A 19,609-nucleotide genomic window follows, 5' to 3' on the forward strand; every position below is an offset into this window, starting at 1 on the left:
CCCTACAACGGTGAAAGGCCGCGCAATCGGCCTTTCACGCAGCTGCGAGCGCCATGAAATTCCTGTTCGATCTGTTTCCGATCATCCTGTTTTTTGTCGCCTTCAAGGTCTGGGGCATCTTCACCGCCACCGCCGTCGCGATCGTCGCGACGCTGGCCCAGGTCGCGTGGGTCGCCTTCCGGCACCGGAAGGTCGACACGATGCTGTGGGTCAGCCTCGGCGTGATCGTCGTCTTCGGCGGCGCTACCCTCGTCCTGCATGACGAGAAATTCATTCAATGGAAACCGACTGTGCTGTACTGGCTGTTTGCGGTCGGGCTGCTTGCCGCGCGTTATGCGTTCGGCAACAACCTGATCGAGAAGATGATGGGCAAGCAGCTCACGCTGCCGCACCCCGTGTGGGACAAGCTGAACGTCGCATGGGCGCTGTTCTTCGCGGTGCTCGGCGTCGCGAACCTGTACGTGGTGCACAACTTCACCGAATCGCAATGGGTGAACTTCAAGCTGTTCGGTACGACGGGCGCGATGGTCGTGTTCATCATCCTGCAGAGCTTGTGGCTCACGAAGTACCTGAAGGACGAATGACATGACGGACGCCTTTCTCCACGCGTCGCCCGACGAACGCATCGCGCTGATCGAAGCGCGCCTCACCGCATCGCTCGCCCCCGTATCGCTCACCGTGCGCGACGACAGCGCGCAGCACGCGGGCCACGCCGGCGCCGCCTCGGGCGGCCACTTCACGGTCACGATCGTGTCGGCCGCGTTCGCGGGCAAGCCGCGCGTCGCACGGCACCGGCTGGTGTATGATGCGCTCGCTGATGCGATGCAGCGCGGCATTCACGCGCTCGCGATCGTGGCTTACACGCCCGAAGAATTCAACGAATCTTCTATCTAGTCTCATTAGGAATTCCCGATGATCCTGAAATCCCCCCGCCTGTGGGTCGCGGCGGCTGCTTTCGCAGCGGCACCGGCATTCGCCCAGAACATCGCCGTCGTCAACGGCACGCCGATTCCGAAGTCGCGCGCCGACGCGATGGTCGCGCAGCTCGTCCAGCAAGGCCAGACCGACAGCCCGCAACTGCAGCAGGCCGTGCGCCAGGAACTCGTGAACCGCGAGATCCTGATGCAGGAAGCGATCCGCGAAGGCATCCCGAACCGTCCGGACGTGAAGGCGCAGGTCGCCGTCGCGCAGCAGACCGTCGTGCTGCGTTCGATGATCGAGAGCTTCCTGAAGAAGAACCAGCCGACCGACGCCGAAGTGAAGGCGCGCTACGACGATCTCGTCAAGGGCGCCGGCGGCAACCGTGAATATCACCTGCACCACATCCTCGTCGACAACGAGCAGCAGGCGAAGGACCTGATCGCGAAGATCAAGGCCGGCGCGAAGTTCGAGGATCTCGCGAAGCAATACTCGAAGGATCCGGGTTCGGGCAAGAACGGCGGCGATCTCGACTGGTCCGACCCGAAGGCGTACGTGCCGGAATTCGCGGCAGCGGCGCAGACGCTGCAGAAAGGCCAGATGACCGACGCGCCGGTGAAGACGCAGTTCGGCTGGCACATCATCCGCGTCGACGACATCCGCGACATCGCGCCGCCGCCGTTCGACCAGGTGAAGGCGCAGATCGCGCAACAGCTCGTGCAGCAGAAGCTGCAGGCGTTCGAGGAAGGTCTGCGCCAGCACGCAAAGATCCAGTAACGCAGGCGCCCGTCGCCCGTGCATCGGAAAGCCGCTCCTCGGAGCGGCTTTTTCATTTGGCGCGCGGGATCGCACGCATCGCGAGGTTTTATCAGCCGGCCGACGCACAATAAAAACGCCGCTCCAGGGAGCGGCATTTTCGGTGCCGGACATCACCCGCGCCGCCGCGTTGGCTATGCGGGATAGAACACGTCGTGATAGCGCACGTCGCCCGACGGCAGCGGCGCCGATGCGTCGAACGACAGCGCGAGGAAATACTCGGGCGGCACATCGGGAAACACGATGTCGCCGGACGGCTCGAACCCGAAGCGCGCGTAGTACGCGGGATCGCCGAGCACGACGCAGCCGCGCGCGCCGAGCCGGCGCAACGCGTCGAGCCCCGCGCGCACGAGCCCCGCGCCGATGCTTTGCCGCTGGCAGTCGGGCAGCACCGCGAGCGGCGCAAGCCCGTACCACTGCTGTCGATCCGCCGGTTCGCCGCCGATCGCGACCGGCGAGAACGCGACGTGGCCGATGATGCGCCCGTCGCGCTCCGCGACGAGCGACACGCTCAGCGCACCGTCCGCACGCAGCGTCTCGACGATCCGCCGCTCGAACTGCCCGCCTTGCGGCTCGCCCGCAAACGCCGCGCCAATCACGCGGCCGATCGCGTCGACCTCGCTCTTGCGCTCATCGCGCAGCGTGACGACCTCGACCGGCGCATTCGGATCCAGCATCATCCCGATCAGCCGATCCACCGGCGCGCGTTGCGGAACACGCGCATCCACGGGCTCGCCTCACCCCAGCCTTCCGGGTGCCAGCTCATCGCGACCGTACGGTGCACGCGCTCCATGTGCGGCATCAGCACCGAGAAGCGGCCGTCGGCCGTCGTGACCGACGTGATGCCGGCCGGCGAGCCGTTCGGGTTGAACGGATAACGTTCGGTCGCTTCGCCGCGGTGATCGACGAAACGCATCGCGACTGCGACGCGATCGATATCGCCCTGCTGCGAGAAGTCCGCATAACCTTCGCCGTGCGCGACCGCGACCGGGATCCGCGAGCCTTCCATCCCCGCGAAGAAGATCGACGGCGACTTCTCGACTTCGACGAACGAGAAGCGCGCCTCGAACTGCTCGGACTTGTTGCGCGTGAACTTCGGCCATGCTTCCGCGCCCGGAATCATCGACGAGATACTCGACAACATCTGGCAGCCGTTGCAGATACCGAGCGCGAACGTGTCCGGACGCGCGAAGAACGCCGCGAACATGTCGGCGAGGTTCGCGTTGAAACGGATCGTCTTCGCCCAGCCTTCGCCCGCACCGAGCACGTCGCCGTACGAGAAGCCACCGCACGCGACCGCACCGGCGAAATCGGCCAGCGTTGCGCGGCCCGCAAGCAGGTCGCTCATGTGCACGTCGTGCGCATCGAAGCCCGCACGATCGAACGCATAGGCCGTTTCCAGATGCGAGTTCACGCCCTGCTCGCGCAGGATCGCGACGCGCGGCCGCGCGCCGGTCGCGATGAACGGCGCGGCGATGTCGTCGGCCGGATCGAAGCTCAGCACCGGCGAGATGCCCGGGTCGGCCGCGTCGAGCAGCGCGTCGTATTCGGCATCCGCGCAGGCGGGGTTGTCGCGCAGGCGCGCGATGCGCCAGCTCACTTCGCCCCATGCGCGATGGAGTTCGGTGCGCGGCGCGTCGAAGATCTTCTTCGCGTCGCGGTACACCTCGATCACGTCGCGGTCGTTGACCGAGCCGATCACGTGCGAGCACGCCGACAGCCCGAACTCGCGCAGCGCGCCGAGCACCGCGTCGCGGTCGGCCGCGCGCACCTGCACGACGGCGCCGAGTTCCTCGGAGAACAGCGCGCGCAGCGTGCGATCGTCGCGACGGCCGCTCGTCTGCTTCGCCCAGTCCTTTGCGTCGCCGTAGTCGGACTCATGGTTCTCGTCGAGCGTCAGCATGTCGACGTTCAGCGACACGCCCGCGTGGCCCGCAAACGCCATTTCGCACACCGTCGCCCACAGGCCGCCGTCCGAGCGGTCGTGGTACGCGAGCAGCTTGTCCTGTGCATTGAGCGACTGGATCGCGTTGAAGAAGCGCTTCAGGTCTTCCGCATCGTCGACGTCCGGCGTCGTGTCGCCGACCTGCTGCGTGACCTGCGCGAAGATGCTGCCGCCCATCCGGTTCTTGCCGCGGCCGAGATCGATCGCGATCAGCACGCTGTCGCCCGCGTCGGCGACGCGGCGCAGTTGCGGCGTCAGGTGACGGCGCACGTCCTCGACCGGCGCGAACGCGGAGATGATCAGCGACACCGGCGAGACCACTTCCTTCGCGACGCCCTGCTCGTCCCACTTCGTCTTCATCGACAGCGAGTCCTTGCCGACCGGGATGCCGATCCCGAGCGCCGGGCACAGCTCCATGCCGATCGCCTTGACCGTGTCGAACAGCGCGGCGTCCTCGCCGGCCGTGCCGCACGCGGCCATCCAGTTCGCCGACAGCTTCAGCTTGTCGAGCGACGCGATCGGCGCGCTCGCGATGTTCGTGATCGCTTCGCCGACGGCCATGCGGCCCGATGCCGGCGCGTCGATCACCGCGAGCGGCGTGCGCTCGGCCATCGTCATCGCCTCGCCCTTGAAGCCCGCATAGTCGAGCGCGGTGACCGCGCAGTCGGCCACCGGCACTTGCCACGGGCCGACCATCTGGTCGCGCACCGACGTGCCGCCGACCGAACGGTCGCCGATCGTGATCAGGAACGACTTGCTGCCGACCGTCGGGTGCTTCAGCACGTCGACGGCGACTTCCGACAGCGCGATGCCCGTCACGTCGACCGGCGCGCGCTCGGTCGCCACGCGTGCGACGTCGCGGTGCATGCGCGGCGGCTTGCCGAGCAGCACTTCCATCGGCATGTCGACCGGATATTCGTCCGCACCCGTCGCTTCGGCGTCGACGAGCTGCAACTCGCGCTCGTCGGTTGCAACGCCGACCACCGCGAACGGGCAGCGTTCACGCGCGCAGATCGCCTCGAAGCGCGGCAGGTCGGCCGGCGCGATCGCGAGCACGTAGCGCTCCTGCGCCTCGTTCGACCAGATCTCGCGCGGCGACAGGCCCGATTCCTCGAGCGCGACCTTGCGCAGTTCGAAGCGCGCGCCCTTGCCCGCGCCGTCGACGATCTCGGGGAACGCGTTCGACAGGCCGCCCGCGCCGACGTCGTGGATGCTCAGGATCGGGTTTTCCGCGCCGAGCTGCCAGCAGCCGTTGATCACTTCCTGCGCGCGACGCTCGATTTCGGGGTTGCCGCGCTGCACCGAGTCGAAGTCGAGTTCGGCCGTGTTCGCGCCGGTCGCCATCGAGCTCGCCGCGCCGCCGCCCATCCCGATCCGCATGCCGGGGCCGCCGATCTGGATCAGCAGCGAACCTGCCGGCACGTCGTGCTTGTGCGTATGTTGATCCGCGATGTTGCCGAGGCCGCCCGCGATCATGATCGGCTTGTGATAACCACGCATCTGGCCGTCGACGTTCTGCTCGTACACGCGGAAATAACCGCCGAGGTTCGGGCGGCCGAATTCGTTGTTGAACGCGGCGCCGCCGAGCGGGCCGTCGATCATGATCTGCAGCGCCGACGCGATGCGGTCCGGGCGGCCGTACGGGCCGTGCGCATCGTTCGGGTTGCGCTCGCCGACCGGCTGCGCCGCGTCGCGCGCGTTCTCCCACGACTGGCGTGCATCGGGCAGGTCGAGGTTCGACACGGTGAAGCCCGTGAGGCCGGCCTTCGGACGCGCACCGCGGCCCGTCGCGCCTTCGTCGCGGATCTCGCCGCCCGCGCCGGTCGCCGCACCCGGGAACGGCGAGATCGCCGTCGGGTGGTTGTGCGTCTCGACCTTCATCAGCGTGTGCGTGAGCTCGGTGTGGCGGCCATAACGCTCGCCCGGCTCGCCGGCAGCGCCCGCGTTGCGCGGGAACCAGCGCTCGGCCTCGGCGCCGACCATGATCGACGAGTTGTCCGAATACGCGACGATCGTGCCCTGCGGGTTCAGCTTCTCGGTGTTGCGGATCATCGCGAACAGCGACATGTCCTGCGCTTCGCCGTCGATCGTCCACTGCGCGTTGAAGATCTTGTGGCGGCAGTGCTCGCTGTTCGCCTGCGCGAACATCATCAGTTCGACGTCGGTCGGGTTGCGTTCGAGCTTGCGGAACGCATCGACCAGGTAATCGATTTCGTCGTCGGCGAGCGCGAGGCCCAGTTCGACGTTCGCGCGCTCGAGCGCGCCGCGGCCGACGCCCAGCACGTCGACGCTCGCGAGCGGCTTGGCCGGCAGTTCGTCGAACAGGTGCTTCGCGTCGTCGCGCGCGGCGACCACGCTTTCGGTCATCCGGTCATGCAGCGCGGCGGCGACGGCCGCACGCGCGTCGTCGGACAGCGCCTTCTTGCCGCCGAGCAGGCCCGACTTCAGCGTGACCGTGAATTCGACGCCGCGCTCGATGCGGCGCACCTGCGTGAGGCCGCAGTGCTGCGCGATGTCGGTCGCCTTGCTCGCCCACGGCGAGACCGTGCCGAAGCGCGGCAGCACGACGAAGGTCTCGGCCGCCCCCTTCTCGGCCGCCGGCTCGAACGGCGCGCCGTAGTGCATCAGCGCATCGATGCGCGCGCTGTCGTCGGCCGACAGCGGCTCGGCCGCATTGACGAAGTGCAGGAACTGGCCGCGCACCGCGACAATGTTGGCGTCGATTTGCCTGAGCGTGTCGAGCAGACGGGTTTGACGGAAATCGGAGAGGGCCGAAGCGCCGGGAAAACACGAGAAGTGAGCCATGGGCTGGACTGACGTCGATGAGTCGCGCAAGGTGGCGACGTGGGGCGAAAGGAAGGCCGTAATTATACCCGGAAGTCGGTCGCCCAAAACCGGCCGATCGGTAGTCCGCATGCACCGCAACGGTGCCGCGGCGCGCGCCGTGCACGGCCACCCGCCGGGCCGGCCCGCGCGGGCGCGGCAGCCGGCGGCCGTGGCGCGGCCGCACGGTACGCGCTCGTCCGACGCCGGTTACCGCGATTTTGGCGCTATCATTCCGGGTTCACCGGGCCGGGGCCCTCTGCGAATTCTCACCGGGTGGCGTGCGCGCCGCCCGTCATCGAAGCAATCCATGGATGTCATCGTCATCGGCGGCGGAATCAGCGGCGTCGCCACCGCCTACCAGTTGCGCGCGGCCGGCCATCGCGTGTGCGTGGTCGAACGCCACGCGACCGTCGCGCAAGGCGCGACCTACGGCGACGGCGGCGCGCTGCTGCCGAGCCCGCTCGACGTCTGGTTCGGCCCGACCTTCATGCGCCAGCGCCAGCCGCGCGACAGCGGCATCGTTTACAAGCCGGGCTTCAACGGCGGCGTGCGCCGCTTCGTCAAGCAGCTCGCCGCGCTGCGCGAGCCCGACGTGTTCGCCGCGCAGTACGCGCGGCTGCGCCCGCTGATCGACGCGTCGCGCGACACGCTCGCCGACATCGAGGCGCGCCTCGAACTCGAATTCGAACAGAAGCCCGGCATCCTGCACGTCGTGCGCGATCCGCGCGACTGGGAAGCGATGCAGCCCGCGCTCGACCTGCTGCGCACGCTCGACCAGCCGTACCGCACGCTGAGCGCCGACGAATGCGCGGCGCTCGAACCGTCGGTGCCGGCCGAGCCCGGCTTCGCCGGCGGCGTGCTGCTCGAGACCGAGCGCACCGGGAACTGCCCGCTGTTCGCCAAACTGGTCAAGCAGACGCTCGACGAGCACGGCGTGCAGTTCCGCTTCGGCGCCGACGTTGCCGCGATTCGCGTCGACACCGGCCGCACTGCGGTCGAACTCGTTCCGTCCGGCCACCGGAACGCAGCGAAGGCACACGAGGTCGACGTGATTTCCGCCGACGCGATCGTGGTCGCCGCCGGCGCCGGCAGCCTGCCGCTGCTCGACCGGCTCGGCTGGCGCCTGCCGCTGCACCCGGTGCGGGTCCATACGCTCACCGCGCCGGTCGCGTACGAAGAGCACGCGCCGCACCTGAGCGTCGTCGATTCGATCAAGCGTATCTCGATCACGCGCACCCACCAGCGACTGCGCATCGGCGGCGGCGCCGTGCTGCAAAGCCTGCCCGACACCGCGAAGCCGCTTGCCGAACCGCTGTCCGAGGCTGCGCTCGCGCTGCTCGGCCAGGCCGTCCACGACTGGGTGCCCGGCGCCGCCCGGATCTCGGCCGCGCTGTCGTGGCAAGGCACGCAACTGCTGTCGCCGGACGGCCTGCCCGTCGTGGGTCCGACCCCGCATCCGCGCGTGTTCGTCAATTTCGGGCACGGCCCGACTGGCTGGGGGCTCGCGTGCGGGTCTGCTAAAGTGGTGACCGACTATCTGGGCGGTGACGTGCAGCACTGGCCCGCCGACACGCTCGCCGCGCTGCGCGCCGAGCGCTTCACGACCTGACCGCCGCGGGATCGTCCCGCGGCAGCATCCTTGCCAGCCGCCACGATCCCGCGATGACCGCTACCCGCCCGTTTCCCGATTCCGCTCCGATCGCGCTGCTGCGCGTCGCCGACTTGCGTGCGGCCGAAGCCGACGCGGCCGCGGCGCTGCCGCCGCACACGCTGATGGGCCGTGCGGGTGCCGCCGCCGCGCGCTGGCTGTCCGAGCGCGTCGCGGGCGACGAGCGCCCCGTGTGGTTCGCGGTCGGCCCCGGCAACAACGGCGGCGACGCGCTGGTGGCCGCCGCGCAGCTCCAGCAACTCGGCGTCGCGACGCAGGCGTGGATGCCGGTGCCGGTCAAGCCGGACGACGCGCAATGGGCGCTCGGCCTCGCGCGCGCGGCCGGCGTACCGCTATCGGCCACGCCGCCCGCGTCGCTGGACGGTTACGCATGGGTCGTCGACGGGCTGTTCGGCATCGGTCTCGGCCGCGCGTTCGGCGGCGCGTTCGCCGAGCAGGCCGCGCGCATTGGCGCGCATGCACGGAGCGGCGGCCGCGTGCTCGCGCTCGACGTGCCGAGCGGCCTCGACAGCGATACGGGCCGGATCGTCGGCGCGGGCGTCGCTGTCGCGGCCACGCATACGCTCACCTTCATCGGCGCGAAGCCGGGCCTCTATACGGGCGACGGTCGCGACCTCGCGGGCGAGATCGACATCGCGTCGCTCGACGTCGCGCCGCCCGCCGCGCCGGCCATCGTGCTGAACACGCCCGCGCGATTCGCCGCGGCCCTGCCCGCGCGCGCGTTCGCGTCCCACAAGGGCACGTTCGGCAGCCTCGCGGTGCTCGGCGGCGACACGGGCATGTGCGGCGCGCCGATCCTGGCCGCGCGCGCCGCGCTGTTCGCGGGCGCCGGCAAGGTGCACGTCGGCTTCCTCGGCGCCGGCGCGCCGCCGTACGACCCGCCGTTCCCCGAACTGATGCTGCAACCGGCCGACGGCCTCGACCTCGGCGCAATGACCGCGATCGCGGCCGGCTGCGGCCTCGGCACGCGCGAGGCCGCGGCAACGCTGGTGCGCGACGTGCTCGCCCATGATGCCGCCACGCTGCTCGATGCCGACGCGCTGAACCTCGTGGCGACGCACGCGGACCTCGCAGGCGCCGTCGCCACGCGCGGCGCGCGCGGCAATCCCTGCGTGCTGACCCCGCACCCGCTCGAGGCCGCGCGGCTGCTCGGCAGCGACACGGCGACGGTGCAGCGCGACCGCGTCGCGGCCGCGCAAGCGCTCGCCGCGCGCCATGCGGCCATCGTCGTGCTGAAAGGCTCGGGCACGGTGATTGCGGCGCCCGACGGCCGCGTGACGATCAACCCGACCGGCAACGCGGCGCTCGCCACCGGCGGCACCGGCGACGTGCTCGGCGGCCTGATCGGCGCATTGCTCGCGCAGCGCGTCGCGCCGTACGAAGCGGCGCTCGCGGGCGTCTACCTGCACGGCCTCGCGGCCGACACGCTGACCGCGCACGGCACCGGCCCGGCCGGGCTCACGGCCGGCGAACTCGCGCCGATGGTGCGCACGCTGATCAATCGCCTTTTTTATCCGTCGCCGCGCGCCGACACATAACGCCGCTATACTGACTGCCCCGCCGCACGGCGGCCCCCTCGTCCGCCGGCCTTCCGATCCCGATGAGCCGGCGCGGCATTCCTCCCGATTCACGCTTCACTCGAACCGCCATGACGCTGAATTCGCTCCCCGCCTGGACTGCCCTTCAATCCCACTTCGAACAGATCCGCCACGCCCGGCTGCGCGACTGGTTCGCGCCGGAAAACGACCGCGCGCCGACCCGCGCCGAACGCTTCACGATCCCGGGCGGCGGTCTCGCGGCCGATCTCTCGAAGAACCGCATCAATGACGAAACGCTGCGCCTGCTCGTGCAGCTTGCGCGCGACGCAGGCGTCGAAGCGCGCCGCGACGCGATGTTCGCGGGCGAGATCGTCAACCCGACCGAAGGCCGCGCCGCGTTGCACACCGCGTTGCGCGCGACCGACCCGCAAGCGCCGTTCCACGCACAGGTGAGCGCCGAACGCGCGAAGATGGCGACCTTCGCGCGCGCCGTGCGCAGCGGCACGTGGACGGGCTACACGGGCAAGCGCATCCGCCACGTGATCAACATCGGCATCGGCGGCTCCGATCTCGGGCCGAAGATGGTCGTGCATGCGCTGCATCACGTCGCGACGCCTGACATCTCGACCCACTTCGTGTCGAACGTCGACGGCGCGGATCTCGCGCGCGTGCTCGAGCAGGTCGATCCCGAGGAAACGCTCGCGATCATCGTGTCGAAGACCTTCACGACGCTCGAGACGATGACGAACGCACGCTCGCTGCGCGACTGGTTCGTCGCGCGCGGCTGCCCCGAGGACGCGCTCGCGAAGCACTTCGTCGGCGTGTCGGCGAACCCGGCCGAAGTCGTGAAGTTCGGCATCGCCGCGGACAACGTGTTCGAAATGTGGGACTGGGTCGGTGGCCGCTATTCGCTGTGGTCGGCGGTCGGCCTGTCGATCATGATCGCGATCGGCCCCGAGCAGTTCGACGAACTGCTGGCGGGCGCGAACGACATGGACCGCCATTTCCGCGAAGCGCCGCTCGAACGCAACCTGCCGGTGCTGCTCGGCCTGATCGGCATCTGGTACCGGAATTTCTTCGGCTCGCAGAGCTATCTCGTCGCGCCGTATTCGGAAGCGCTGCACTACCTGCCGTCGTACCTGCAGCAGCTCGAAATGGAGAGCAACGGCAAATCCGCACGCCTGGATGGGACCTTCGTCGATTACCCGACGTCGGCCGTCACGTGGGGCGAGCCGGGCACCAACGGTCAGCACGCGTTCTTCCAGATGCTGCACCAGGGGCCGACGATCGTGCCGATCGACTTCATCGCAGTGCTGACGCCCGAGCATCCGCTCGCGAGCCATCACCCGAAGCTGCTCGCGAACTGCTTCGCGCAGAGCGAGGCGCTGATGCTCGGCCGCACGCTCGACGAAGCGCGCGAGGTCGCCGGGCCCGGCAAGGAAGCGCTCGCGCCGCACCTGACGTTCCCCGGCAACCGCCCGACGACGACGCTGCTCGTCGATGCGCTGACGCCGCGCACGCTCGGCGCGCTGATCGCGCTTTACGAGCACAAGGTACTTGTGCAGGCGACCGTGTGGGACATCAATCCGTTCGATCAGTGGGGCGTCGAGCTCGGCAAGATTCTCGGCAAGGTCGTCGAAGCCGACCTGTCGGCCGAGTCGGCCGATCCCGCGAAGCACGACTCGTCGACCGCGGCGCTGATCGAACGCGCCCGCGCGGCGCTCAAGCGCTGACGCGACGGCGTCATGCGCACGCCAGCCGCGCACTGCAACCCGCGCGGCTGGCAGAAAAATTCAGGCGCCGCGCTGCGCCGCGTGCGGCTCGACGATGCGCCCGGTGTCGAGCGTCACGGTCGTCGCGCAGCGGCGCGCGAGTTCGGCATCGTGCGTGACGAGCACGAGCGTGGCGCCGTGCGTGCGGTTCAGTTCGAACATCAGGTCGATGACCGCGTGCCCCGTCGCCGCGTCGAGGCTGCCGGTCGGCTCGTCGGCGAACAGGATCGCCGGGCGCGTGACGAACGCGCGCGCAAGCGCGACGCGCTGCTGCTCGCCGCCCGACAGCAGCTTCGGATAATGCGCGGTACGTTCGCCGAGACCGACCTGCACGAGCAGCGCCCGTGCGCGATCGGCCGCATCGCGCGCGCTGATGCCGCCCCGCAATTCGAGCGGCAGCATCACGTTTTCGAGCGCCGTCAGGTGCGGCATCAACTGGAAAGACTGGAATACGAACCCGACTGCGCCGTTGCGCAACGCGGCGCGCTCGTCCTCGTCGAGCTGATCGAGCGCGCGGCCGAGCAGGCGAACCGTGCCGCTCGTCGCGCTGTCCAACCCCGCAAGCAGGCCGAGCAGCGTCGACTTGCCCGACCCCGACGCGCCGACGATCGCGAGACTGCTGCCCGGCCGCACGGCGAGCGTGATGCCGTCGAGGATCGTCAACTCGCCCGTTGCGTCGGCGACCCGCTTGCACACGTCATGGACTTCGATGATCGGATCGGTAATCTTGAACATGGACACGACATTTCGCTGGAAAAGACGCGCGGCGCTCGCCGCGCTGCTGGGTACGCTGCTGGCCGCAACCGCGCCCGCACGCGCCGTGACGGCGCCGGCCCCGACATCGGGCCAGCCGGTGATCGTCGTGCTCGGCGACAGCCTGTCGGCCGAATACGGGCTGCCGCGCGACACGGGCTGGGTTGCATTGCTGCGGCAGCGGCTCACGACCGAGCGAATCGATTATAGCGTCGCGAACGCCAGCGTCAGCGGCGACACCACGAGCGGCGGCCGCGCGCGGCTGCCGGCGGTGCTGCAGCGGCTCAAGCCTTCGATCGTCGTCGTCGAGCTCGGTTCGAACGATGCGCTGCGCGGCGTGCCGCTCGCGACGACCGAGCAGAACCTGCGCGACATCATCGCCGGCGCGCGGCGCGCCCAGGCGAAGGTCGTGCTGGTCGGCATGTACGTGCCGCCCAATTACGGCCCCGACTACACGAAGAAGTTCCACGCCGTCTATACGCGGTTGTCGAAGGATCTCGGCGTGCCGCTCGTGCCGTTCCTGCTGGCCGGCATCGAGAACAAGCCCGAGATGTTCCAGGCCGACCAGATGCATCCCGCGCAGCAGGCACAGGGCATTCTGCTCGACAACGTCTGGCCGGCGCTGAAGCCGCTGCTCGGCAAGCCGCGCGGCTGACGACGTACCGCCGCGCCGGAAAACAAAAAGCCCCGCTCGACGCGGGGCTTTTTGTTGTTGCGTTCGAAACGCTGCTCAGTTGCTGCCGTCCTGCGACGGGCTGGCCACCGCCCCGTACAGCTTCACCTTCGAGCGATCGCGCAGCGCGGCGAGATACGCTTCGCCTTCGCTTTGCGCGTCGACCTGCGCCATCTGCTGCTGCGCGGCCGCCAGTTGCTGCGGATCGACCGCCGTACCCGGGATCACCGCGTTCACGCGGTAGATCGCGTAGCCGTCCGCGCCGAGATCGACCCCGACATAGGCCGGCAGCGTCTTCGCATCGACCTTGTAGACGGCGCTCAACGCGGCCGGCGTCAGGCCCTGCGACTGCGTGCGCGATACCTTCTGCACTGCCGTGAACCCGTCGGCCGACTTCGACTTCTGCAACTCGGCGAGCTTCGCCGCACCGTCCTTCTGCGCGAGTGCCGCAGCCTGCTCGGCGACGACCTTCTGGCGCACGACGTCCTTGATCGCAGCGAGCGCGGGCACGGCGGCCGGCTTGTAGTCGGTCACGCGCGCCGAGATCAGCGTGTTGTTGCCGACGTCGATCGCCTGCGTGTTGTTCTGGTTCTTCACCGAGTCGTTCGCGAACACGGCGGCCAGGAACTTCGGATTGTTCAGCGGGCTCGTCGGCGGCAGTTGCGGATTCGGCGTCGGCGTGACGCTGGCCGTCTGGATCGTCAGCTTGTACTTGTCGGCAGCCGGCTGCAGCGTCTTCGCCTTTTCGTAGACGGTCGACGTGAAGCCTTCCGCGTTGTCCGTGAACGCCTTCGATGCGTACTGCTGCTTCAGGTCGATCGCGATCTGGTCCTTCACTTCCGCGAACGGCTTGACGGCCGCCGGCTTCACTTCGGTCGCCTTCAGGATGTGGAAGCCGAGATCCGACTGCACGACACCGCTCACGTCGCCCTGCTTGAGTGCGAACGCAGCATCGTCGAACGCCTTGCCGCCCGCCGTCGAGCCGCGCGTGATGAAGCCGAGGTCGCCGCCCTTCGCAGCCGACGGCGCGTCCTGCGAGCTCTTCTGCGCGATCTGCGCGAACTGGTCCGGATGCGCCTTCACGTCGGCGAGCACCTGTTCGGCCTTCGTCTTCGCTGCCGCCTTGTCGGCCGCGCTTGCGCTGCCCGCCGCGGCGATGAAGATGTGGCTCACGCGAACCTGCGCTTCGGTGCGGAAGTGCGTCGGGTTGTCGTCGTAGAACTTCTTGACGTCAGCATCGGTCGGCTGCGCGCCTGCGGCCGCCGCGGCCGGCGAATAGACGAGGTACTGGATCGTCGCGGTCTCCGGCGTCGCGAAGCTCTGCTTGTGCGCGTCGTAGTACGCGGCGAGCTGCGCGTCGGTCGGCTGGACCTTCGATGCGAAGTCGCTCGTCTTCAGCACGAGCGCCTGCACTTCGCGCTGCTGCGCAGCGAGTTCGGACAGGCGTTGCGCGAGGCTCTTCGGCGTGAACGCGCTCGACACGATGCTGGACGGAATCTGCTGCAGCGCGAGGCTGTAGCGCACGCGCTCCTGGTACTGCTCGGGCGTCATCCCCTGGAACGACAGCAGCTGCGCATAACGCTCGACGTCGATCGACCCGTCGGGCTTCTTCAGCGACGCGATCATCGGGTCGCTCATCAGTGCATCGCGCACCGCATTGTCGGACGCGGTCAGGTGCAGACGCTGCGTTTCGTCGGCCAGCACGCGTTGCTGGATCAGGCCGTCGAGCACCTGCTTGCGATGCTCGGGCGTGTCGAACATCTTGACGTCGAACTGCCCGCCGAGCGCCTGACGCGCCTGGTCGATCTGCTGACGGAACGCGCCGTCGAATTCGACCCGCGTGATCTTGTGCCCGTTGACCGCTGCGGCGTTCGCACTATCGTCGAAGAAGCCGCGGAAGCCTTGGATCCCGACGAAACCCAGCCCCGGCAATACGATCAGGAGCAGGAGCGCCATCATCAGGCGCTGGTGATTACGGAAGAAATCGAGCATGCGTGACGGGAAAATTGGACAAAACGTCCGATATTACAACATACGGGGTGGGACGGGAGAAAAGCAGATGCGCTGCGAGCTGCCGCAACCGGAAACGCAAATGAAAAAGCCCGCACAAGGCGGGCTTTTTCATTTTTTGGCGGAGCGGACGGGACTCGCCTACATCCCGCAGGCCGCGGCTGCGCTTGCAAGCGCAGCCCTTCGAGTCCCGCCGGAAGCCGCGCAGGCGGCTTCCTCCGCTCTGCAGTCACGCGCCCGAGATCGGGCGCAACAACTGGACGCACAAATGAAAAAGCCCGCACAAGGCGGGCTTTTTCATTTTTTTGGCGGAGCGGACGGGACTCGAACCCGCGACCCCCGGCGTGACAGGCCGGTATTCTAACCGACTGAACTACCGCTCCTTGGTCTGGCTGAATCAGGAAACTGGTGGGTGCTGAGGGGTTCGAACCCCCGACCTACGCCTTGTAAGGGCGCCGCTCTACCAGCTGAGCTAAGCACCCGTTCCCGATTCGATCTGGCTGCGATCTGCGTTTCCGCATCAACAACCAGCGAGCCCGCAAGTTTAATTCATCCCCGATCATTTTGCCAAGCCTGGATGCGAATTTTTTTCTGTCGCGCCCGCTCGCGATTCCTGCACACATAAAAAAACCCGCGGACACGCCGCGGGTTTCGTGAACAACCGTCAGCAACGACGGCGTTCAGGCACTCAGTGCTTGACGACTTCCGTCGAGCCGGCATCCTTCGCCGCCTCGCCGACCGGCGCCGCTGCCTTCGCTTCTTCTTCCGGCGGCAGCGGAGTCGGCGAACGCTCGAGCGCGAGTTCCAGCACCTTGTCGATCCAGCGGACCGGCACGATCTCGATCGCGTTCTTCACGTTGTCCGGAATGTCCGCGAGATCCTTCACGTTCTCTTCCGGGATCAGCACGAGCTTGATGCCGCCGCGATGCGCAGCCAGCAGCTTTTCCTTCAGCCCGCCGATCGGCAGCACTTCGCCACGCAACGTGATTTCGCCCGTCATCGCGACATCGGCACGCACGGGAATGCCCGTCAGCACCGACACCAGCGCGGTCGTCATCGCACCGCCGGCGGACGGACCGTCCTTCGGCGTCGCGCCTTCCGGCACGTGGATGTGGATGTCCTGCTTCTCGAACGCTTCGTCCTTGATGCCCAGACGGCGCGAACGCGAGCGCACGACCGAACGCGCAGCCTCGACCGACTCCTTCATCACGTCGCCGAGCGAACCGGTGCGGATCACGTTGCCCTTGCCCGGCATCACCGCGGCTTCGATCGTCAGCAGGTCGCCGCCGACTTCCGTCCACGCGAGGCCCGTCACCTGACCGACCTGGTTTTCCTTCGCCGCGAGGCCGAAGTCGTACTTGCGCACGCCGAGGAACGTATCGAGGTTCTCGCCATCGACCTTGATCGCGCCCGATGCCTTCTTCAGCAGCAGCATCTTCACGACCTTGCGGCAGATCTTCGACACTTCCCGCTCGAGCGAACGCACACCGGCTTCGCGCGTGTAGTAGCGGATGATGTCGCGGATCGCCTGCTCGGCGACTTCGATCTCGCCTTCCTTCAGCCCGTTGTTCTTCTTCTGCTTCGGCAGCAGGTAACGCTGCGCGATGCTGACCTTCTCGTCTTCCGTGTAGCCCGACAGACGAATCACTTCCATCCGGTCGAGCAGCGGCGGCGGGATGTTCAGCGAGTTCGACGTCGCGACGAACATCACGTCCGACAGGTCGAAGTCGACCTCGATGTAGTGGTCGGCGAACGTGTGGTTCTGTTCCGGATCGAGCACTTCGAGCAGCGCCGACGACGGATCGCCGCGGAAATCCATACCCATCTTGTCGACTTCGTCGAGCAGGAAGAGCGGATTGCGCACGCCGACCTTCGTGAGGCTCTGCAGGATCTTGCCCGGCATCGAACCGATATACGTGCGACGGTGGCCGCGGATCTCGGCTTCGTCACGCACGCCGCCGAGCGCCATCCGGACGAACTTGCGGTTCGTCGCGCGGGCGATCGACTGGCCGAGCGAGGTCTTGCCGACGCCCGGGGGCCCGACGAGGCACAGGATCGGCGCCTTGACCTTGTCGACGCGCTGTTGCACCGCGAGATACTCGAGGATGCGTTCCTTGACCTTCTCGAGGCCGAAGTGATCCTCGTCGAGCACCTGCTCGGCGTTCGACAGGTCGTTGTTGACCTTGCTCTTCTTGCGCCACGGCAGGCCGATCAGCGTGTCGATGTAGTTGCGCACGACGGTCGCTTCCGCCGACATCGGCGACATCAGCTTCAGCTTCTTCAGCTCGGCATCGGCCTTCTTCTTGGCTTCCTTCGGCATGCGCGCGGCGTTGATGCGCTTCTCGAGTTCCTCGAGATCGGCACCCTCTTCGCCTTCGCCCAGTTCCTTCTGGATCGCCTTGACCTGCTCGTTCAGGTAGTACTCGCGCTGGCTCTTTTCCATCTGGCGCTTCACGCGCCCGCGGATGCGCTTTTCGACCTGCAGGATGTCGATCTCGGCTTCGAGCTGCGCGAGCAGGTGCTCGAGGCGCTCGATGACCGGGAACATCTCGAGGATGTGCTGCTTCTGGTCGAGCTTCAGCGGCAGGCGCTCGGCGATCATGTCGGCGAGACGGCCTGCTTCGTCGATGCCCGACAGCGACGTGAGGATCTCCGGCGGGATCTTCTTGTTCAGCTTCACGTACTGGTCGAACTGCGACACGATCGCGCGGCGCAGCGCTTCCGTTTCAGCGCTGTCGGCATGATCCGGCTCGAGCGGCATCACTTCGCAGGAGAACTGCGTCTCCTGTTCTTCGATCGACAACGCCTTCGCACGCTGCAGGCCCTCGACGAGCACCTTCACGGTGCCGTCCGGCAGCTTCAGCATCTGCAGGATGTTGGCGATACAGCCGACCTCGTACATGTCCTTTTCGGTCGGTTCGTCCTTGGCCGCGGTTTTCTGGGCGACGAGCATGATGTGCTTGCCGCCTTCCATCGCTGCTTCGAGGGCCTTGATCGATTTCGGCCGGCCCACGAAGAGCGGAATCACCATGTGCGGGAAAACGACGACGTCCCGCAGCGGCAGCAGCGGGAGCGTGATGCGTTCCGGCGGGAGAAGTTGGGTGCCTGACATTTCATTTCCCCATGAGTGGAATCAATTGTTCGGTAATTGAGGCCGCCACAACGAATTGCAAGCCTTCAAGTGCGGGAAATATTCGGTAAGAAAGTAACCACCGCGTGTCGAGTCAGAGTTACCCACAAGATAAACGAAAAAAAGCCGCCCACGGTCTCATGAACGGCCTTTTTCGCAGAACATCGTCGGCAAGCCGGTCAGTTCGAACCCGCCACCTTCGGCGTGTCCTCGTAGATCAGCAAAGGCTTGCCGTCCCCATCGATGACGTTCTCGTCGATGATGACCTTGCTGACCCCTTTCATCGTCGGCAGCTCGTACATCACGTCGAGCAACGCCTGTTCGATGATCGAACGCAAACCGCGCGCGCCGGTCTTGCGGCGGATCGCCTTGCGGGCGACTGCCTGCAGCGCGCCCGGCCGGATCTCCAGTTCGACGCGCTCCATCGCGAACAGCTTGTGATACTGCTTGACGAGCGCGTTCTTCGGTTCGACCAGGATCTTCATCAGCGCGGCTTCATCGAGCTTGCCGAGCGTCGCGACCACCGGCAGGCGACCGATCAATTCGGGGATCAGACCGAATTTGATCAGGTCTTCCGGTTCCGTTTCGCGCAGCACTTCGCCCGCGTCGCGTTCCTGCTTGCTCTTGACCGTCGCGCCGAAGCCGATGCCGGTTTTCTCGGTGCGATCGGTAATCACCTTTTCGAGACCGTCGAACGCGCCGCCGCAGATGAACAGGATGTTGGTCGTGTCGACCTGAATGAAATCCTGGTTCGGGTGCTTGCGGCCGCCCTGCGGCGGCACCGACGCCATCGTGCCCTCGACGAGCTTCAGCAGCGCCTGCTGGACGCCCTCGCCCGACACGTCGCGCGTGATCGACGGGTTGTCCGACTTGCGGCTGATCTTGTCGATTTCGTCGATGTAGACGATCCCGCGTTGGGCCTTGTCGACCTCGTAGTTGCAGTTCTGCAACAGCTTCTGGATGATGTTCTCGACGTCCTCGCCGACGTAGCCGGCTTCGGTCAGCGTCGTCGCATCGGCGATCACGAACGGCACGTTCAGCAACCGCGCGAGCGTCTGCGCGAGCAGCGTCTTGCCGGAGCCCGTCGGGCCGATCAGCAGGATGTTGCTCTTCGACAGCTCGACGTCGTCCTTCTTGTCGAGATGCTTCAGGCGCTTGTAGTGGTTGTACACGGCCACGGCGAGGATCTTCTTCGCGCGCTCCTGGCCGATCACGTACTGATCGAGGATGTCGCGAATTTCCTGCGGGCTCGGCAGATCCGACCGCGACAGGCTGGCCTCGACGCCGGCGGCAGCCGCCTCGTCGCGAATGATCTCGTTGCAGAGGTCGATACATTCATCGCAGATGAACACCGACGGGCCCGCGATGAGTTTTTTCACCTCATGCTGGCTCTTCCCGCAAAACGAGCAATACAACAGCTTCTCGCTGTTCGAACCTTTTTTGTCCGCCATGAATGTAGAGCCTCCGGACAGGTAAATGACATGATACGCCGAATGCTCCGAACACCGCGCCTAGGGCGCGACCGGAGCCGGCCGGATGCGCTTGCCGCAGAGGCTCAG

At 67.2% G+C, this 19,609-nt stretch carries 13 protein-coding genes and 2 tRNA genes; 7 read left to right on the top strand and 8 right to left on the bottom strand.

Annotated elements, in window-relative coordinates; genetic code table 11:
• The first annotated feature begins 53 nt into the window (after positions 1 to 53).
• From LXM88_RS15175 to LXM88_RS15185, 3 genes are read left to right on the top strand one after another with little or no spacing between them, the layout of a single operon-like run.
• Positions 54 to 584, top strand: coding sequence for a septation protein A (locus LXM88_RS15175; RefSeq protein WP_034181202.1), 531 nt, complete (start codon positions 54 to 56; stop codon positions 582 to 584).
• 1 nt (position 585) lies between these two features.
• Positions 586 to 894 carry a BolA family protein gene (locus LXM88_RS15180; protein WP_048248478.1) on the top strand — a complete coding sequence of 103 codons (309 nt, stop codon included), beginning with the start codon at positions 586 to 588 and terminating at the stop codon, positions 892 to 894.
• Between the two features lie 18 nt (positions 895 to 912).
• Positions 913 to 1,695: a peptidylprolyl isomerase gene (locus LXM88_RS15185; RefSeq protein ID WP_262532602.1), complete on the top strand. Its 783-nt coding sequence runs from the start codon at positions 913 to 915 to the stop codon at positions 1,693 to 1,695.
• Positions 1,696 to 1,868: 173 nt separating this feature from the next.
• Here the strand turns inward: LXM88_RS15185 and LXM88_RS15190 are convergent, their stop codons facing one another.
• On the bottom strand, positions 1,869 to 2,414 hold the full coding sequence (locus tag LXM88_RS15190) for a GNAT family N-acetyltransferase (RefSeq protein WP_262542856.1): 546 nt from the start codon (positions 2,412 to 2,414) through the stop codon (positions 1,869 to 1,871).
• A gap of 5 nt (positions 2,415 to 2,419) precedes the next feature.
• Positions 2,420 to 6,484 (bottom strand): phosphoribosylformylglycinamidine synthase, encoded by a 4,065-nt coding sequence (purL, locus tag LXM88_RS15195; protein WP_262532603.1) that lies wholly within the window; start codon positions 6,482 to 6,484, stop codon positions 2,420 to 2,422.
• Between the two features lie 328 nt (positions 6,485 to 6,812).
• Between purL and LXM88_RS15200 the strand changes: the two genes are divergently transcribed.
• From LXM88_RS15200 to pgi, 3 genes are all read left to right on the top strand, one after another.
• Positions 6,813 to 8,114, top strand: a complete 1,302-nt coding sequence (locus LXM88_RS15200; RefSeq protein ID WP_262532605.1) for an FAD-dependent oxidoreductase — start codon at positions 6,813 to 6,815, stop codon at positions 8,112 to 8,114.
• 53 nt (positions 8,115 to 8,167) lie between these two features.
• Positions 8,168 to 9,712: an NAD(P)H-hydrate dehydratase gene (locus LXM88_RS15205; protein ID WP_262532607.1), complete on the top strand. Its 1,545-nt coding sequence runs from the start codon at positions 8,168 to 8,170 to the stop codon at positions 9,710 to 9,712.
• A 110-nt stretch (positions 9,713 to 9,822) separates the two neighbouring features.
• Positions 9,823 to 11,445: a glucose-6-phosphate isomerase gene (pgi, locus tag LXM88_RS15210; RefSeq protein WP_262532609.1), complete on the top strand. Its 1,623-nt coding sequence runs from the start codon at positions 9,823 to 9,825 to the stop codon at positions 11,443 to 11,445.
• A gap of 60 nt (positions 11,446 to 11,505) precedes the next feature.
• Here pgi and LXM88_RS15215 read toward each other — a convergent pair whose 3' ends face one another.
• Positions 11,506 to 12,219, bottom strand: a complete 714-nt coding sequence (locus LXM88_RS15215; RefSeq protein ID WP_047900927.1) for an ABC transporter ATP-binding protein — start codon at positions 12,217 to 12,219, stop codon at positions 11,506 to 11,508.
• Here LXM88_RS15215 and LXM88_RS15220 point away from each other — a divergent pair.
• Positions 12,218 to 12,892, top strand: a complete 675-nt coding sequence (locus LXM88_RS15220) for an arylesterase (RefSeq protein WP_262532611.1) — start codon at positions 12,218 to 12,220, stop codon at positions 12,890 to 12,892. The two genes, LXM88_RS15215 and LXM88_RS15220, sit on opposite strands and share 2 nt — an antisense overlap.
• Before the next feature lie 75 nt (positions 12,893 to 12,967).
• On the opposite strand, the gene LXM88_RS15225 is transcribed toward LXM88_RS15220, so the two are convergent.
• The 5 genes from LXM88_RS15225 to clpX all read right to left on the bottom strand — a co-directional run bounded on the left by LXM88_RS15225 (position 12,968) and on the right by clpX (position 19,501).
• The gene (locus LXM88_RS15225) at positions 12,968 to 14,902 is read right to left on the bottom strand and encodes a SurA N-terminal domain-containing protein (RefSeq protein WP_262532613.1); all 1,935 of its coding nucleotides are present in this window, start codon (positions 14,900 to 14,902) and stop codon (positions 12,968 to 12,970) included.
• 324 nt (positions 14,903 to 15,226) lie between these two features.
• Positions 15,227 to 15,303, bottom strand: a tRNA-Asp gene (locus LXM88_RS15230).
• A 23-nt stretch (positions 15,304 to 15,326) separates the two neighbouring features.
• Positions 15,327 to 15,402: transfer RNA gene (locus tag LXM88_RS15235), tRNA-Val, on the bottom strand.
• Between the two features lie 206 nt (positions 15,403 to 15,608).
• The gene (gene lon / locus LXM88_RS15240) at positions 15,609 to 18,032 is read right to left on the bottom strand and encodes an endopeptidase La (RefSeq protein WP_262532616.1); all 2,424 of its coding nucleotides are present in this window, start codon (positions 18,030 to 18,032) and stop codon (positions 15,609 to 15,611) included.
• A 197-nt stretch (positions 18,033 to 18,229) separates the two neighbouring features.
• Positions 18,230 to 19,501, bottom strand: a complete 1,272-nt coding sequence (clpX, locus tag LXM88_RS15245; RefSeq protein ID WP_006489345.1) for an ATP-dependent Clp protease ATP-binding subunit ClpX — start codon at positions 19,499 to 19,501, stop codon at positions 18,230 to 18,232.
• Positions 19,502 to 19,609 lie beyond the last annotated feature (108 nt).

The sequence above is a fragment of the Burkholderia sp. S-53 genome (assembly GCF_025560745.1).
In the GTDB taxonomy this organism is placed as follows: domain Bacteria; phylum Pseudomonadota; class Gammaproteobacteria; order Burkholderiales; family Burkholderiaceae; genus Burkholderia; species Burkholderia pyrrocinia.

What these genes read in the sequence shown, in the direction of transcription:
- LXM88_RS15180 (WP_048248478.1), top strand. Translation starts at nt 586, where the DNA reads ATGACGGACGCCTTTCTCCACGCGTCGCCCGACGAACGCATCGCGCTG.
- lon (WP_262532616.1), bottom strand. Translation starts at nt 18,032, where the DNA reads ATGTCAGGCACCCAACTTCTCCCGCCGGAACGCATCACGCTCCCGCTG.
- purL (WP_262532603.1), bottom strand. Translation starts at nt 6,484, where the DNA reads ATGGCTCACTTCTCGTGTTTTCCCGGCGCTTCGGCCCTCTCCGATTTC.
- clpX (WP_006489345.1), bottom strand. Translation starts at nt 19,501, where the DNA reads ATGGCGGACAAAAAAGGTTCGAACAGCGAGAAGCTGTTGTATTGCTCG.
- LXM88_RS15185 (WP_262532602.1), top strand. Translation starts at nt 913, where the DNA reads ATGATCCTGAAATCCCCCCGCCTGTGGGTCGCGGCGGCTGCTTTCGCA.
- LXM88_RS15225 (WP_262532613.1), bottom strand. Translation starts at nt 14,902, where the DNA reads ATGCTCGATTTCTTCCGTAATCACCAGCGCCTGATGATGGCGCTCCTG.
- LXM88_RS15205 (WP_262532607.1), top strand. Translation starts at nt 8,168, where the DNA reads ATGACCGCTACCCGCCCGTTTCCCGATTCCGCTCCGATCGCGCTGCTG.
- LXM88_RS15200 (WP_262532605.1), top strand. Translation starts at nt 6,813, where the DNA reads ATGGATGTCATCGTCATCGGCGGCGGAATCAGCGGCGTCGCCACCGCC.
- pgi (WP_262532609.1), top strand. Translation starts at nt 9,823, where the DNA reads ATGACGCTGAATTCGCTCCCCGCCTGGACTGCCCTTCAATCCCACTTC.
- LXM88_RS15175 (WP_034181202.1), top strand. Translation starts at nt 54, where the DNA reads ATGAAATTCCTGTTCGATCTGTTTCCGATCATCCTGTTTTTTGTCGCC.
- LXM88_RS15215 (WP_047900927.1), bottom strand. Translation starts at nt 12,219, where the DNA reads ATGTTCAAGATTACCGATCCGATCATCGAAGTCCATGACGTGTGCAAG.
- LXM88_RS15220 (WP_262532611.1), top strand. Translation starts at nt 12,218, where the DNA reads ATGGACACGACATTTCGCTGGAAAAGACGCGCGGCGCTCGCCGCGCTG.
- LXM88_RS15190 (WP_262542856.1), bottom strand. Translation starts at nt 2,414, where the DNA reads ATGATGCTGGATCCGAATGCGCCGGTCGAGGTCGTCACGCTGCGCGAT.